This is a genomic window from Bilophila sp. T19-St14, assembly GCF_059728385.1.
The window spans coordinates 878,529-893,461 of the sequence record NZ_BAAGFT010000002.1 but is presented as its reverse complement, the minus strand read 5'-3'; the positions used below and the strand labels follow the sequence as shown (position 1 = coordinate 893,461).

Below are 14,933 nucleotides of genomic sequence, written 5' to 3'. Positions count from 1 at the left end.
CTCCGCTCCACAGCCGATATGCACACGCCACATTCCCGATGCTCGCATCATGAGTCCCCGTTTTTGCGCGGATGCCTGTTCATTCGTCCGGCATTGTTTCCGAGGGCCAGCCTACGTTTCGTCTATACGCTGCGCGTATAGCCTCACGGCTGGCAAGGGGCGCTGCCCCTTTGAACCCCGCAAAGGCAAAAGGCAGAAAAGGCAATGAAGCGCGTCAAGCCTGTCCGCAGCGCCGCCGTGGTCGTGCGCGTGTTCCCGGAGGAGCGCGACATCCTCCGCTTCAACGCCGGGCTGCACGGCATGAGCATGTCGGATTACATCCGCCAGACCTGCCTTGGCATCCGCCTGCGGAAAACGCCGGAAGAGAAACGGCGGTTGCGGGAACTGGCCCGCATCGGCGCGAACATCAATCAGCTTGCGAGATGGGCCAACACATACAAGCGGACGGCGGAAGCCGTGGAGGTAGTGACGGCGCTGGCGGGCATTGAGCGGCGCATTACCGAGTTTGTATCCTGTGCCTCAGCGGAAGGCGAACCGGAGGCGGAGCCATGCTGATGAAGGTCTTTCCGCATGGTACAGGAGAAGGCGACAAGCCCAGCCGCTATCTTGTGCGCACGGATTATCCGGGAAGAGACACACGCCCCCCGCAGGTATTGCGCGGCGATCCTGCCATGACTCGTGCGCTTATCGACAGCATAGAGCGGCGATGGAAATTCACCTCCGGCGTTCTGTCGTGGCACCCAGATGAGAAGATCAGCGAGGAACAGGAAGAGGAAGTCATGAACGCCTTCGAGCAGGTGGCCTTCGCTGGACTGGAAGCGGATCAGCGCAATATCCTTTGGGTGAGGCATACCCATGCCGGACATCACGAACTGCATTTCCTCATTCCGCGACTGGAACTTTCCAGCGGCAATGATTTCAATGCCTGCCCTCCCGGCTGGCAAAAAGACTTTGACGTGTTCCGCGACCTGTTCAACTGGCGCGAAGGCTGGGCGCGGCCCGACGACCCGGCACGGGCACGGGATGAGCTTCCGAAAAAGGCCGACCTGTTCAAGGCGCGAATGGCGCGATGGAGCAAGGAAATCAGGGAAAGCGACCGCGACCGGGCCAAAGAGGTTATCCATGCTTTCCTCAAGGAAAAAGTGACACAGGGACTTGTCCGGAACCGGGAAGATATTCTGAGCGCCCTGAAAGAGCAGGGTTTGCGCATCAACCGCGAAGGCAGGGACTACATCAGCGTCATTGCCCCGGACAGCGGTATGAAAATGCGGTTCAGGGGAGGTTTCTACGCCGTCGGCTGGACGCCCAAAACCGCCCCGCCCAAAGCTGCCCAAGAGGAAGAATCCGAAGAAAGGAAGAAGGAAACGGCGCGGCGCATGGTCGCCCGCCTGCAACCGGCTTTTGAGCGCGTCATTGAAAAGCGCGCGGCCTGCAACATCAAACGCTATCCGGCAAAATGGAAACAGCTCCCTGACGAGGAAGCTCTTCTTTTGCCCCGGATTCAGGAGGATACCCTTCATGACCGAAACGGAACGGATGCTGACGCAGAGCCTGAAACGGATGGAGGAGAACTGCAACACCCGGCTGACGGCCTTCGGCACGAGGATCGACGTACTGGAGGACAAACAGATGCTGATTCAGACGGAACTGCGCACCTTGAAGCGATTGTTCAACGATGTCAGCGAAGTGTACAGCAGCTTGCAGACCTTGTTGGCAACCTTGAAAAACGGCGCATAGAACGCGAACGGCAGAACCGACCGCGTATGCGGATGCGATAGGGAGCGACGCGCATGGGAAAGTTCAAACGCATTCCGGTGCAAGACATCAATGCCATGCGGAAAATCCTTGACGACCTGCCGGACAAAAATCTCGGTAAGACACGGGAGGAAGCAGCCGAACTGCTCAACGCCAATATCCTGAAAGCGTTTGAAAAGGGATACACGGTGAAGGAAGTGGCGGCAATCATGGCCCAGGGCAACGTGGTCATTCCCGCGCCCATCATCCGGGCAAAGGTGCTTCCCAAAAAGGAGACGCGGCAAAAGCGTACGCCGAAACCCCGGCTTGAAGCCGTGAAGCCCGTCGCGGCCCCTCCCGCCACGCCTCAGGCACAGGAAGAAATTCCAGGCTTCTATACGCCGGACAAACCTGATTCGGAGCTTTGATCATGAATATTCAGAACAGCGTATTCTATGTCGGCGGCAGCAAGGGCGGCGTCGGCAAGAGCCTCTTTTCCTTCGCCCTTGTGGACTATCTTCTCAGCAGAAACGCAAACGCCCTGCTTGTGGATACCGATACCGACAACCCGGACGTGTTCAAGGCGCATAAAGACCTTGCCCTGCCGAATCTGCTCTGCCGTCTGAACAGTCTGGACGACGCCGACGGCTGGGCGGATTTGCTGGACACTGTACAGAACTACCCGGATTATGCCGTTGTCATCAATGCCGCCGCCCGTACCAAGACCAGCACGACCAGCTACGGCGACATCATGAAGGAAGCGTTGCGGGAGATGCGGCGGGAGTTGACTGTGTTCTGGATAATCAACCGGCATCGCGATTCCATCGAGCTTCTGCATTCCTTTCAGGAAGTATTCACGGACGTACCCATCCATGTCTGCCGGAACCTGTATTTCGGTGAAGCGCGGCGTTTTGATATGTATAACAGCTCTAAAGCACGGGAAGCGGTGGAGAAGAACGGCATGACGCTGGACTTTCCGGCTGTCGGCAACCGTGTGGCCGACTGGCTCTATTCCAGGCGTATGTCCATTCGCGCCGCTCAGCCTGAAATGCCCTTCGGCACACGGGCGGAACTGCAACGATGGCGGGGAGTGTGCGCAAAAATGTTTGATTCCGCCCTGGGAGAAGCGTCATAAGCATGGATACTGTGATTGATCTCAGCAAGGCGTGCGGCAGGGAATTGTCCGAAGCGGAAGCAGCCCGTTTGCGGGAGGTCGGCAGCAGGTTGAATCTCCGAGATGACGACGCTCTCTGGCCGTTGCTGGCTGCGATGGAATATCAGCGCATCTACTATGAAGCGTTGCCGGAAAAAATCGCCGGAGCATCCAGAGCCATCATGGACGGCATGACCGCTGCCGCCGAAAAGGAGACTGCCGCCGCGCAAGCCAAGCTTACCAACAGCGTGGTGAAAGAAGCTCAAAACCTTGCTTCAAAGATTCAATACGGCAAGTTGGTACCGATGTGGCTGCTGGCCCTGATTTGTCTGCTGGCCTACGGGAGCCTGATGCTCTGGGCGGGCTTCCGCATCGACACCGGCAGGGATATGCCTTTGGCGGCAATTCTACATATGCCTTCCGGCTGGCTCGTCAGCGGGCTGTGTCTCGCTGCGGGTGTGTTTTGTGGAGGATTGGCTGCATGGGAGTTTTCCGAGGAGAAAAAAGGGTGGCGGAGAAGTGCGACAGCCGCATTTGGATTTATGACGGTTGGCGTAATGCTCTTCATAAATTTGATATAAATTGTTCTCCATCGTAATATCCTATACTACTATTGATTATCTACCCATAATTCACATTGTTTCATCACAGTTTGGATAGCATCCTCCATACCCTCAGGAGGATATTTGTAACGTCTGAGAAGACGCTTCACAAGTATCCTCATACCTGCGCGCGCGCTTTGTTTTTTCTGCCAGTCGATAGTACGATTTTTCCTCAGTAGTTCAGTCAATTCTTTGGTAAGTGACTTCAACTCTTCATGCTGATAAAAATCTTTGATAGCCTGAGGCTTTGTCAAGGCATCATAAAAGGCCAGTTCTTCTGTCGTAAGGCCAAGAGATTCACCTTCTTCATTTCCTGCGGTAATATCACCAGCAAGCTTCAAGAGTTCCTGAATTACTTCTTCATTGGTAAGCATACCGTTGAGATACTGATTCATAGCGCGCTGAATGATTTCAGAAAATTTTTCCGATCTGACAATATTTGTTCTTCGGTATACCGAAACCTGCTCAGCGATAAGCTTTTTCAGTATTTCTATAGCCAGATTCTTTTCTTTCATACCGGCTATTTCTTCAAGAAACTTTGGATCAAAAAGCGAAAATCCTTTTTGAACATCCGAAAAAAGATTGATGACTCCATTACTTTTAATACTCTGTTTCAGCAACTCATTAATACGGGCATTTATTTTATCAAGGGATAACTTCTGCTCTGTTCCTCCGCTGGCAAGACGCACCAGCACAGTGCGCACGGCTTCAAAGAAAGCGGCTTCAAGGCGGGTAAGCTCATCCACCAAACTCGCACATAAAGAGAGAGCTTGCCGCAGCAGCAAGGACTCTTTGATGAATTTTTCCTTGGTGTCTTTGTCATCAATCCCGGCTTGATGATCAGCAGTGCTTTTTGCAAGCAGGAAGTTGGCCGCGCCGCTGATGCTTTTCGCCCGATCCAGATCATTGCCGTGCAGGAACGCCCCATAGTCAAAACCATGCAGAAAGTCACGGCAAATGGACAGCTTTTCCTGAAATTTGGGCAGAGCCGCTTTGCTGATGTCCGTATCGCCGTAGTTTTTCTGGTCTCGTCCGGTATAGTCGTGCATAGCCTGTTTGAGTGCCGATGCAATACCCACATAATCCACCACCAACCCGCCTTCCTTGTCGCCGAACACACGGTTTACACGGGCAATAGCCTGCATCAGGTTATGCCCGGACATGGGCTTGTAGACGTACATGGTGGCAAGGGATGGCACGTCAAACCCCGTGAGCCACATATCAACGACAATGGCAATTTTCAGGGACGAGGCATTATCTTTGAAGAGACGGGCCATATGCTCTTTGTGTGCCTGATTTCCAATGACTTTTCTCCATTCTTCCGGGTCATTGTTGCCCTGCGTCATGACGATTGCCACCTTATCCGTCCAGTCAGGACGCCGTTCCAGTATTTTGTGGTAAATCTTCATGGCAATGGAGCGTGTATAGGCCACTATCATGGCTTTGCCTGTCAGCAAAAACGCTCGGCTTCCGTCATAATGTTCAAGAATATCATCAACTAATGAGTTCAGTGTTTGATCCGCTCCGAGGATGGCCTCCATCTTGCCAAGTTCTTTCTTGCTTTTTTCGATGGCGTAAGGCTCGGCGTTTTGCGCCATCAGATCATACTCGGCGTCAATGAGTTTGAGAATCTCAGCATCAAGATTCAAATGGACAACACGGCTTTCATAATATACCGGGCGGGTTGCTCCATCCTCGACCGCCTGAGTCATATCGTATATATCAATATAATTGCCGAACACTTCCCGTGTGCTGCGATCTCTGGAGGATATTGGCGTACCGGTAAAGCCAATAAACGTGGCATGTGGCAGATTATCACGAATGATTTTGGCTGAGCCTGTTATTGTTCTTGTTTCCACCTCGCCATCTTCCCGTGTGCGGGTTTGTATTCTGGGCACCAATCCATAATGTCCGCGATGTGCCTCATCCGCCATAACGACGATATTTTTTCGCAGAGATAAAGCCTCGGAACTTTCCTCAAACTTTTGCATGGTGGTAAAAATGATACCGTTGGCCTGTCGATTGGCCAAAAGCTCATGCAAATGCTTTCGGCTTCCTGCCTGCTGCGGAATTTGTCGCAAAAAATCGCGACAGCGGGAAAATTGTCCATAGAGCTGATCGTCAAGGTCGTTTCTGTCGGTCAGCACAACTATGGTCGGGCTTTCCATCACCTCTTGCAAGGCATGAGCATAGAAAACCATCGAGAGGGATTTCCCGCTTCCCTGAGTATGCCAAAAGACACCGCCTTTCCCATTGCCAACACTTGCAGTCAGTGTTGAGGACACAGCCTTTTTCACAGCAAAATATTGGTGATAGGCCGCAAGGATTTTGAAAGTATTTTGCCCATCGACATTGAAGCAGATAAAATTTTTCAGAATATCGAGAAAACGTTCCTTCTCGAACATTCCCTCAAAAAAGGTATCAAAAGCGGCATACTGCGTATTTTCATAACTTCCATCCTTTGTTTTCCACTCCATGAAGCGATCCTCACCTGAGGTAATAGTGCCTGCCTTTGAGGTCGTCATATCGCTCATGACGCAGATGGCATTATACGCAAATAAGGTAGGGATCTCATGGAAATAATTACGCAGTTGCCGGTACGCTGCGGAAGCATCCGTCTCCTCACGAGAAGGAGACTTCAGCTCTATAACAACCAGAGGAAGCCCATTGATAAAGAGAATAATATCTGGCCGTTTTTCTGAATGTTCAATAAATGTCCACTGATTGGCAACAACAAAATTATTCTTTGATGGATCATTGTAATCCAGCAGATGAACAATAGAAGAACGTTCCGTACCGTTTTCAAAAAATTTTACAGGAATGCCGTTTTGCAGATAATCCATGAAAACCATGTTTTTTTGAAGCAGCGAACCACTTTCCAGATTTTCCAGTTTGGAAAGGGCTTCGGCAATAGCCTGACGGGGCAAGTGCGCATTGAGGCGCGGCAGGGCATCCCGCAACGCTGCTTCATGGAAAGGTTTATGGTAATCCCTTTCAAAATCAGGACCATAGATATAGTTATAGCCAAGCGAGGATCTGAAAATCTCCAGTACGGCATTTTCATAATTACTTTCTGAATATTTTTCCGACATGGCGTTTTCTCCGCATTATCGCTCTTTACAGGTATGGCAGGAAACCGTCAGAATGGCAATATCTGCCGACAAATGATAATTTAGCGGCTTAAATGTCGAGTTCGGAGACATCTAACTCGCCGGATATGAGTTTAGGAAGAAGGCTGTCCCGTAAAGACGATAGACATGTATTTTCGAGAGAATTAAATCGCATCTTCAGGAATAATGAAGATACCGCATTTCCAAATCTCTTTAACTCATTTGTACTCGGTCGAGGCAGTTTGAATTGGCCAATGGTTTCAGCCGAAACCCGTTGTCTTCCGCTACTTCCGTTCATATTTTTGACGGCATAATCGCTAAATGCAGGGTAACGGGCAAGGCAATACAGAAATTCAGGAGGAACTTCACCTTTAGACGCAAGAACGATATATTCAGTAGATCCAAAAGCTACTTCCAAAGTATCAAGGAAATCTATAAAAGCGGCCTTTCCATTTTCAAGACATGGAGTGATTCTTGCCAAGAGAGTATCTCCATTCGAGAAACGCATGCCTCCAGTGAATGGTCTCTTCTCCCAACCGCTGGGAAATGCACCGCTTGTTGATAACTGTGACATTTCAATACATTTTGCTTCCTGATTTTTTGCCAAAGCACGCTTTGGGTTAAGGTGTGCAATATCAGCTACCGAACACTCCACATCACCAGCGTTGATCAGGAGCTGCTCAAACAAAGCGAAGGCTTGCTGCTGTAAATTATCATTTACCTCCCCCTCTTCCCTCGAATCGCATTCTCCCGCAAAGTCTCGCCATGACATTCTAACGGAACGGGAGGAAATGATCTAATGTTGCAAATTATTTCAGAAATTCAGCAAAAAATGTTGCCCTGGTTGACCAATGAACAAATGCTGCACCTTCGGGAAGTCCTCATCGTCAGCTTGGGAGCATTAGTGCTGGGAGAGACAAATTCGTTCCCTCAGCCGCAGGAGACTGACTGTGTTGAAGCGTTCCTGACGGCCAAGCGCATTGAGGGATGTTCGGAAAAAACGCTGCGATATTACCGGGCTACCATAACGGCCATGCTGGAAAAAGTGGGAAAATCGCCGCAACAAATCGTCACGGACGACCTGCGAGCCTATCTGACGGAATATCAGGCATCCCGAAAATCAAGCAGAGTAACTATTGACAATATCCGTCGAATCCTGTCCAGTTTCTTTGCATGGCTGGAAGATGAAGACCGGATTATCAAAAGTCCCGTGCGCCGGATTCACAAGGTTAAGGCAGCGCAAACCATCAAAGACACCTATACGGATGAAGCCCTCGAACGCCTGCGCGATAACTGTACGACGACACGGGATTTGGCTATTATCGACATGCTGGCGTCAACCGGTATGCGTGTGGGCGAAATGGTTACGCTCAATCGGAGTGACGTTAATTTTGAAGAAAGGGAATGTGTCGTCTTTGGCAAGGGAAGCAAGGAACGTATAGTGTATTTTGACGCACGCACTAAAATACACTTGCAAAAGTATCTTGCGGAACGAAAAGATGCCAATGAGGCACTATTTGTTTCTTTGAAAAGTCCCTATGAGCGTCTTCAAATCGGCGGACTTGAAGCCATGCTCCGACATATGGGCAGACGTTTGCATCTCGCCAGAGTCCATCCCCATAAATTTCGTCGAACACTGGCAACGACAGCCATAGACAAGGGAATGCCCGTTGAACAGGTGCAACAGCTTTTAGGGCATCAGAAAATTGATACGACCATGCACTATGCAATGGTGAAACAACACAATGTGAAGTTGGCGCACAGAAAATTTATAGGATGAATCATGCCGATTTTATCTCTTTTTTATGGTATTATTGTACGCATGTACATGGAAGTGGGCGGAAAGCATAATATGCCGCATATTCATGCGGAATATGCCGGCAAAAAGATTGTCATGTCGCTTGACGGTGAGATTCTCCAAGGAGAGTTCCCTTCCAAGCAGCTTCAGCTTCTCAAAGCATGGATGATCATTCATCATGAAGATTTGCAGGCAAACTGGGAACTGCTCTCCAGTGGTGAACCCATTTTCAGAATCGATCCGCTGAAGTAGGAGGTATCCATGAATGAGCCCAAGATTGTATCCATCTCGCCTATGCCGAACTACAAGCTCTTGCTGCATTTTTCGACAGGAGAAAGGAAGATTTTCGATGTCACACCATATATAAAGGGAAGCTGGTTTGGGCAGCTCAAGGACACATCGTATTTTACAAAGGTGCAAATCATTTCCCACGGAGAAGGCATAGCATGGCCTGATGGACAGGATATTGCGCCACATGAATTATATGATTTAAGCATTGGCGTTAGGTAACAATGCCGCGAGGGATAAAAATGAACCTTTTTGAAGAACAGAGGTTAGTAGACGTATGTTCTTATCTCAGGAGTGGTAAGACTATTACTGCTTCTGAAATTTCTACACATGGAGAATATCCTGTTTTTGGTGGAAATGGTTGTCGTGGCTATACGACACACTACAATTTTTCAGGTGACTGTGCCATTATTGGCAGACAAGGAGCTTTTTGCGGCAATGTAAGGTATTTTACCGGGAATGCTTATATGACAGAACATGCTATTATTGCATGTGCAAATAATAAAAATAATACGAGGTATTTATCATACCTGCTTTCAACAATGAACTTAGGTCGCCTATCTGGACAATCCGCACAGCCTGGCCTCTCGGTAAAATATCTTTCAAATGTTAAAATCTTTATTCCTAGCCTTAATATACAAAAAAAAATTGTCTCTGTTCTCAGTTTACTAGATGACAAAATCAAATTGAACAACAAGATAAATGATAATTTAGCGGCCTAAATGCCGAGTTCGGAGACATCTAACTCGCCGGATATTAACTTTGGCAGCAAAAAATCTCTCAATGCTGTAAGCTGCTGATTTTCGAAAGTATTACCTAATATAGCTCGATAGATCGGCCTTGCAATGTTGAGAAAAGCTTCGGCATGGGCATCAGAGAGTTTGAAAATACTCTCTGTTTCAAAATCTCTGGTAGTGATTGCGTCGAATACAGCCCCACTTGCTTTGTACTTTAGTCTATCCACTACTTTCAGCGTGTAGAAGTACACAAGAATCTGGTTAGTATTTTTCCCAATAAGAGCATAGCAGGATTGGTTCATCGCCATAGGGACTCCGGGCATTCCAATTTTACCAACAGTTCCTCTGGCTGTTACAAAGACCGTATTCACGGGGTAGAGGCGGCTATTGCAATGGGCAAGACCTTCTTCCGTGATAGTTTTTTCTGTTGATAAAGTGTAAGGAAAGCCAATATCTTTAGGTGTAAAAAACAGCACTTTCCCGTTCCAATAGGACTTTTCGCCGGTTTTGGGCGTTCCGCCACCAAGAATCTGAACGAGTTCAGTGAACCCTACTTCCGTTTCAGCCTGTTCATAGAAGTTGGCAAATAAGGTAGCGGCTTGCTGCTGTAAATTATCATTTATAGCTTGATTAACGCTTATCTTTTGGTCGATAGTGTACAAGTAACGACCAATAATCTTTTGTTCTTTCTCACTTGGCAATGCGATGTTCAGTTTTTTCAGATCCTTTAGTGTGATGTGACCTAATCCTGTTGTTTGCTTGTTCGAGGCAATAGCAGTAAAAGTTGCTTTGAGTGATTTAAGAAGATAGTATAAAAAGTTTCTATCTACAAATGGCTTGGGTATCACCTTAAAAATGTGTTGATTTAACCAACCGTCGGGCAAGTTGTACCAAAATACATCAATGGATGTTTCAGGGTTCCCAGACCACGAAAACAGCATGTCTCCCTTGGTAAGATGAACCTCGTCTCCATAGTCACCTTCTGTAAATTGAGTCTGACCTGTAATACCATTTTTTAATTCAGCAATTTTGATAACCGGCTCCCCGTCTGAAGAAAAATCAATTTTCTTGAAAGCTAATCCATTTTTCCATTGGGCGAGGTCGAACAATGCGTAACAATCAGATTTCATACCCAATCGCCCCCAACTGCTTCTTGATCTGCGCTTCCAGTTCATGCGACTTGGCAAAGAGTTCGGACAACTCTCCAGTCAGACGCGTCATTTTTTCTTCAAAGGGTTCACCGTCATCTTTCTGTTCCTCAATGCCCACATAGCGCCCCGGCGTGAGGATATAATCCTGTTTTGCTATATCAGCCGTTGCTGCAACAGCGCAAAAGCCTTTCACCTCTTCAAGGGAGCCTTCGGTAAAGGCGACATAGGTTTTCGCCAGCTTCGCTATGTCCTCTCCCGTCAGCTCTCGTAACTTTCGCGTCACCATTGTGCCCATATTCCGGGCATCCATAAACAGCGTCTTTCCTTTCTGTTTCTTGTCTCTGGCCAGGAACCAGAGGGAGACGGGGATTTGGGTAGTATAGAAAAGCTGCGGCGGCATGGCAATGATGCAATCCACCAAATCATCTTCAATAATTTTTTTGCGGATTTCCCCCTCTCCGCTGGATTGTGAGGAAAGCGAGCCGTTGGCCAGCACAAGCCCGATCCTCCCCCGTGGGGCCAGATGAAAAATCATGTGCTGCATCCAAGCGAAGTTGGCATTTCCCGCCGGAGGAAGACCGTATTTCCAGCGCACATCATCTTTCAGCTTGTCCGCGCCCCAATCTGAAAGGTTGAAAGGCGGATTGGCCATGATGAAATCCGCCTTGAGCTGGGGGTGTCTGTCGTCAAAAAACGTATCGGCATGAAATTTTCCAAGATTGGCTTCAATCCCCCTGATGGCAAGGTTCATATGCGCCATCTTCCATGTGGTAGGATTGGAATCCTGCCCGAAAATGGAAATGGTGTTGATCGTGCCGCCGTGATTTTCGACAAATTTTGCCGACTGGACGAACATGCCGCCGGAACCGCAGCATGGGTCATACACTCTGCCGTTGTAAGGCTGCAAAATTTCCACAAGGGTACGAACCACACAGGAAGGCGTGTAGAATTCTCCAGCCAGCTTGCCTTCCTGCTCAGCAAAACGGGAAAGGCAATATTCATAGGTTCGCCCCAGAATATCTTTCTCGTTGCCGTGCTCAATCATCCTGATATTGGTGAAGAGATCCACCACATCCCCAAGACGGCGCTTGTCCAACTCCGGGCGGGCAAAGTTTTTGGGCAATATATCCTTTAGGCGCGAATTTTCCTTTTCAATCTCGCGCATAGCCTCATCAATGACCACACCGATTTCCGGCGTATGCGCCGCCTGCGCTATGCGAGACCAGCGGGAAGAAGGAGGCACGAAGAAAATATTTTCGTAGGTATATTCATCCCGATCTTCCTCATCCCCCTCTCCGGCAGCGAGAAGCTCCTGATATTTGGCTTCAAAACTGTCGGATATGTACTTGAGAAAAATAAGCCCAAGCACGACGGATTTGTATTCAGAAGCATCCAAATTGCCACGCAAAACGCAGGCGGCATCCCATATCTGTTTTTCAAAACCTATATTGCTTGTACTTTGTTTTCCCATTTTTTTCTCCATGACAGATTCCTGAAAAATAAGGTTAGCAGGCAAAAGGTTACCCGGCAAGCGACTTTCCGACCCATTCGTTCCTTGGACATGCTATTCACTCCCCATACAGCGCCATCCCTCTTTCTGTCTGGTACTGACCAAAGGCTACTTTTCCAATCCAGCATTTTGCCGGGTAACTTTCAGGGTATCAAAAATATTTAAAAAATTTTTATCCTATAATTTCAAATAAATATATCCTAAAACAGGGGTGAACTACAAGTTAAAAAGCCGCTTCGCCAAGTTCCAAAACGTGCCGGAACTGCTGTCCATGTATCGGACTTTTGCCGATGTGGTGACAAAAGCCGACCTTGATGCACAGGCGAAACAGGCCGGGGAACGACCCCTGACACCTCCGATTGAGGGAGGCAAGCCTTATAATGATGTGGTGGAACGCTCCCCGGTTCAGGCTGCGTATATGGACAAGATCATCCAGCGTATGGAGAATCTTCCTCCAGACCCGCGCATCGACAATCCTCTCAAAGTCACCAATGACGCCAGAAAAGCGGGGCTTGATTACCGGCTGATAGAGCCAACCGCCGATGATTTTGAAGGCTCCAAGCTCAATGCCGCTGTTGAACGTATTCATGAAATCTGGCGTGAAACTTCCGCCGACAAGGGTACGCAGCTTGTCTTCTGCGATCTGTCCACGCCCAAGGGAGGAAAGGCTCCGGCATCCACTCGGAGCGAACGGCAGGATTTGGAATCCGGGGCACTTATAGACGTGGACGGCACGCTTGTCCGCGAAACCTCGGAACAGGAGAACGAGCCTGAAGACGATGAGGATGCTCTTGCCGGTGTCATCAATATGGATGAGGTCATTGCCGCATCCGGCAAGTTCTCCGTGTATGACGACATGCGGAAAAAACTGATGGAACACGGGATTCCCGCCGAGGAAATCGCCTTCATCCATGACGCCAACACGGACATACGGAAAGCAAAATTGTTCAGCGATATGAACGCCGGGCGCGTTCGTATCCTGCTCGGCTCCACCAGCAAGATGGGCGCTGGCATGAACGTCCAGAAACGTCTGGTGGCCGCGCATCATCTGGACGCACCGTGGCGGCCGTCAGATCTGGAGCAACGCAACGGAAGAATTATACGTCAGGGGAATATGTTTTATGAACGCAATCCCGATACTTTTACAGTAAAAATATTCAACTATGCAACAAAACAGACTTACGATGCGCGGATGTGGCAGACCATTGAGTACAAGTCAGCAGCAATAGAACAGTTTCGCAAGGGCGATCTGCTTCAGCGCGTCATTGACGATGTGGCCTCGGAAGCCGCCAACGCCGCCGAAATGAAGGCCGCAGCCTCCGGCAATCCGCTTATTCTCATGCAGGTACAGCTTGCCGCCGATCTGCGCAAACTCGAAGCCCTGTATTCGCAGCATCAACGCAGCCAGCACCGGATGCGCGACCGTCTCAAGTATCTTGCTTCCACGGAAACACGGCTTGCCAAAGAGGAAACTCTGTATGCGGAAAACATACGCCGCAGGGATTCCCATACCCGTACCATCACAGAAAAGGGGAAAGAAAAAATTCTGGTGGAGCTGACGGTTGACGGCAAAACCTTCACGGCCAGGGACAGCGATAAAATACGAGATCGGCTGCTCGACGGAATAAAGGAAGTTACCCGTGATTCCAGCGCAAAATTTCTGTTCGGCTCCTATCGCGGTTTTGAGGTCTTTGTCGAACGCTCAAGACGCGCCGGCGGCAAAGACGGTTTTCAGCTTTCCCTGCTGGGAGCGGAAGAAAGGGAGTTCCGACCGGGAAATCTGTTCTATGATTTTGAAGAGAATCTCAGTCTGGCCGGTCTCTTTCAGCGCATTGACAACTTCCTGGCCAAAGGGCTGGACGAATCCATCACCACGCAACGCGAGAACGCCCGGCAGGAAAAAGCTGAACTGGAAACCGTCAAATCCGCTCTTGGACAGGAGTTTCCTCAGCAGGAAGAATTGGCTCTGGCGCGGGAAAATCATAACTCCGTCATCCGGGAGCTGCAACGAATGCAGGATGATGCAAGCTACGTCTCCACCTGGACGCCCAAAACCTCTCTGACGGATGAACAGCAGACGACAACGGCAGCGCCGCCGAAGGAAGACTGTGCCGCTATTGCCCCTCCCGTCACGCTGCCGGAAAAGCGGCTTCACACGCTTAAATACGGTGAAGGAGAAGGCAGATCGGAGTACACGGTGTCCAATCAGCACAACGGCCATACACTGAAAGAAGGGTATGTCCTACGCCGTACCTATTTCAACAGTCACGTCGGTTCCCTGGGAAGCAGTCTGTACGAGGACGGGAAGTGGCACAGTACGACGACCGCACCGCAAGGGGTGAAGTTGCGGCTGTTTGCATCACTGGAAGAGGGCCTGGCCGCTGCCCGTGCGGATGCCGCGCGACGCGGACTCAAGGAGACTCCTCCCGCCGAAACCGCGGCAGTACAATCTGCCGAAAGAATTTCCTCAAGTTCCGACGCCTCTCAATCATACCATGACCGGCTTGTGGGAGCGGGCTTCTCCGCCAGCAGTTTGGATTTCTACGGCAAACACGAACATACATTGAAGTTGGACGCCGAAGACAACGAAATGTATGAGCTGCGCGTCTTCCAGACAGGAAACGGCAAAATCGGCCTTCGTGTCCAGTACGAGAAAAACCATATCATCAACGGGGCGCGCACCGTTCGCGCCTCCTTTGATACCCTTGCGGAAGCCCTGGAACATGTGGAGGCGTACAGGCAGCTCACGGCTCCGCAGGCCAAAGCCGCCGCTCAGACGGCCTCACCCTCCGGCGGCGTACATGGATTTGTGATTTCAAGACCGCGCATGAGATGAACGGCGCGAGTCAC

14 protein-coding genes are annotated in these 14,933 nt (G+C 49.7%); 10 read left to right on the top strand and 4 right to left on the bottom strand.

The annotated features are described in order from the left end of the window. Positions 1-204 precede the first annotated feature (204 nt). Genes AC6I1V_RS18235 through AC6I1V_RS18215 form a run of 5 tightly spaced genes read left to right on the top strand, consistent with a single transcriptional unit; the run spans position 205 to position 3,468 of the window. Positions 205-555 carry a plasmid mobilization protein gene (locus AC6I1V_RS18235; RefSeq protein WP_279028217.1) on the top strand — a complete coding sequence of 117 codons (351 nt, stop codon included), beginning with the start codon at positions 205-207 and terminating at the stop codon, positions 553-555. Next, positions 549-1,778, top strand: a complete 1,230-nt coding sequence (locus AC6I1V_RS18230; protein WP_320861184.1) for a relaxase/mobilization nuclease domain-containing protein — start codon at positions 549-551, stop codon at positions 1,776-1,778. Before AC6I1V_RS18235 ends, AC6I1V_RS18230 begins: the two co-directional genes overlap by 7 nt. A gap of 12 nt (positions 1,779-1,790) precedes the next feature. Then, positions 1,791-2,162, top strand: a complete 372-nt coding sequence (locus tag AC6I1V_RS18225) for a hypothetical protein (protein ID WP_279028223.1) — start codon at positions 1,791-1,793, stop codon at positions 2,160-2,162. A 2-nt stretch (positions 2,163-2,164) separates the two neighbouring features. Next, a complete protein-coding gene (locus AC6I1V_RS18220; RefSeq protein ID WP_279028225.1) occupies positions 2,165-2,869 on the top strand; it encodes a nucleotide-binding protein in 705 nt (234 codons plus the stop codon). A gap of 2 nt (positions 2,870-2,871) precedes the next feature. Then, entirely contained in the window at positions 2,872-3,468 is a 597-nt protein-coding gene (locus AC6I1V_RS18215; RefSeq protein WP_279028227.1) for a hypothetical protein, read from the top strand. Positions 3,469-3,497: 29 nt separating this feature from the next. Here AC6I1V_RS18215 and AC6I1V_RS18210 read toward each other — a convergent pair whose 3' ends face one another. Further along, on the bottom strand, positions 3,498-6,581 hold the full coding sequence (locus AC6I1V_RS18210; protein WP_279028229.1) for a type I restriction endonuclease subunit R: 3,084 nt from the start codon (positions 6,579-6,581) through the stop codon (positions 3,498-3,500). An 88-nt stretch (positions 6,582-6,669) separates the two neighbouring features. Then, complete coding sequence (locus AC6I1V_RS18205) at positions 6,670-7,287, bottom strand: restriction endonuclease subunit S (RefSeq protein WP_497737312.1); 618 nt, start codon at positions 7,285-7,287, stop codon at positions 6,670-6,672. A 111-nt stretch (positions 7,288-7,398) separates the two neighbouring features. Between AC6I1V_RS18205 and xerA the strand changes: the two genes are divergently transcribed. Genes xerA through AC6I1V_RS18185 form a run of 4 tightly spaced genes read left to right on the top strand, consistent with a single transcriptional unit; the run spans position 7,399 to position 9,407 of the window. Beyond that, positions 7,399-8,379 (top strand): site-specific tyrosine recombinase/integron integrase, encoded by a 981-nt coding sequence (gene xerA, locus AC6I1V_RS18200; RefSeq protein ID WP_427822472.1) that lies wholly within the window; start codon positions 7,399-7,401, stop codon positions 8,377-8,379. Between the two features lie 3 nt (positions 8,380-8,382). Further along, positions 8,383-8,649 carry a DUF4160 domain-containing protein gene (locus AC6I1V_RS18195; protein ID WP_279028235.1) on the top strand — a complete coding sequence of 89 codons (267 nt, stop codon included), beginning with the start codon at positions 8,383-8,385 and terminating at the stop codon, positions 8,647-8,649. A gap of 9 nt (positions 8,650-8,658) precedes the next feature. Then, a complete protein-coding gene (locus AC6I1V_RS18190) occupies positions 8,659-8,907 on the top strand; it encodes a DUF2442 domain-containing protein (RefSeq protein ID WP_427822471.1) in 249 nt (82 codons plus the stop codon). Positions 8,908-8,927: 20 nt separating this feature from the next. Then, positions 8,928-9,407 (top strand): restriction endonuclease subunit S, encoded by a 480-nt coding sequence (locus tag AC6I1V_RS18185; RefSeq protein WP_427822470.1) that lies wholly within the window; start codon positions 8,928-8,930, stop codon positions 9,405-9,407. Here the strand turns inward: AC6I1V_RS18185 and AC6I1V_RS18180 are convergent. Together AC6I1V_RS18180 and AC6I1V_RS18175 are read right to left on the bottom strand one after the other, a co-directional pair. Next, positions 9,404-10,552 carry a restriction endonuclease subunit S gene (locus AC6I1V_RS18180; RefSeq protein WP_497737311.1) on the bottom strand — a complete coding sequence of 383 codons (1,149 nt, stop codon included), beginning with the start codon at positions 10,550-10,552 and terminating at the stop codon, positions 9,404-9,406. The genes AC6I1V_RS18185 and AC6I1V_RS18180 overlap by 4 nt on opposite strands. Further along, positions 10,542-12,044, bottom strand: coding sequence for a class I SAM-dependent DNA methyltransferase (locus AC6I1V_RS18175; RefSeq protein ID WP_142836834.1), 1,503 nt, complete (start codon positions 12,042-12,044; stop codon positions 10,542-10,544). Before AC6I1V_RS18175 ends, AC6I1V_RS18180 begins: the two co-directional genes overlap by 11 nt. Positions 12,045-12,294: 250 nt before the next feature. On the opposite strand from AC6I1V_RS18175, the gene AC6I1V_RS18170 reads away from it, so the two are divergent. Beyond that, positions 12,295-14,919, top strand: coding sequence for a helicase-related protein (locus tag AC6I1V_RS18170; protein ID WP_497737310.1), 2,625 nt, complete (start codon positions 12,295-12,297; stop codon positions 14,917-14,919). Positions 14,920-14,933 lie beyond the last annotated feature (14 nt).

Bases quoted from the DNA above. Each gene is read 5' to 3' on its own strand.
- AC6I1V_RS18180 (WP_497737311.1), bottom strand. From the start codon at position 10,552: ATGAAATCTGATTGTTACGCATTGTTCGACCTCGCCCAATGGAAAAAT.
- AC6I1V_RS18235 (WP_279028217.1), top strand. From the start codon at position 205: ATGAAGCGCGTCAAGCCTGTCCGCAGCGCCGCCGTGGTCGTGCGCGTG.
- AC6I1V_RS18215 (WP_279028227.1), top strand. From the start codon at position 2,872: ATGGATACTGTGATTGATCTCAGCAAGGCGTGCGGCAGGGAATTGTCC.
- AC6I1V_RS18185 (WP_427822470.1), top strand. From the start codon at position 8,928: ATGAACCTTTTTGAAGAACAGAGGTTAGTAGACGTATGTTCTTATCTC.
- AC6I1V_RS18230 (WP_320861184.1), top strand. From the start codon at position 549: ATGCTGATGAAGGTCTTTCCGCATGGTACAGGAGAAGGCGACAAGCCC.
- AC6I1V_RS18175 (WP_142836834.1), bottom strand. From the start codon at position 12,044: ATGGGAAAACAAAGTACAAGCAATATAGGTTTTGAAAAACAGATATGG.
- AC6I1V_RS18220 (WP_279028225.1), top strand. From the start codon at position 2,165: ATGAATATTCAGAACAGCGTATTCTATGTCGGCGGCAGCAAGGGCGGC.
- xerA (WP_427822472.1), top strand. From the start codon at position 7,399: ATGTTGCAAATTATTTCAGAAATTCAGCAAAAAATGTTGCCCTGGTTG.
- AC6I1V_RS18190 (WP_427822471.1), top strand. From the start codon at position 8,659: ATGAATGAGCCCAAGATTGTATCCATCTCGCCTATGCCGAACTACAAG.
- AC6I1V_RS18210 (WP_279028229.1), bottom strand. From the start codon at position 6,581: ATGTCGGAAAAATATTCAGAAAGTAATTATGAAAATGCCGTACTGGAG.
- AC6I1V_RS18195 (WP_279028235.1), top strand. From the start codon at position 8,383: ATGCCGATTTTATCTCTTTTTTATGGTATTATTGTACGCATGTACATG.
- AC6I1V_RS18225 (WP_279028223.1), top strand. From the start codon at position 1,791: ATGGGAAAGTTCAAACGCATTCCGGTGCAAGACATCAATGCCATGCGG.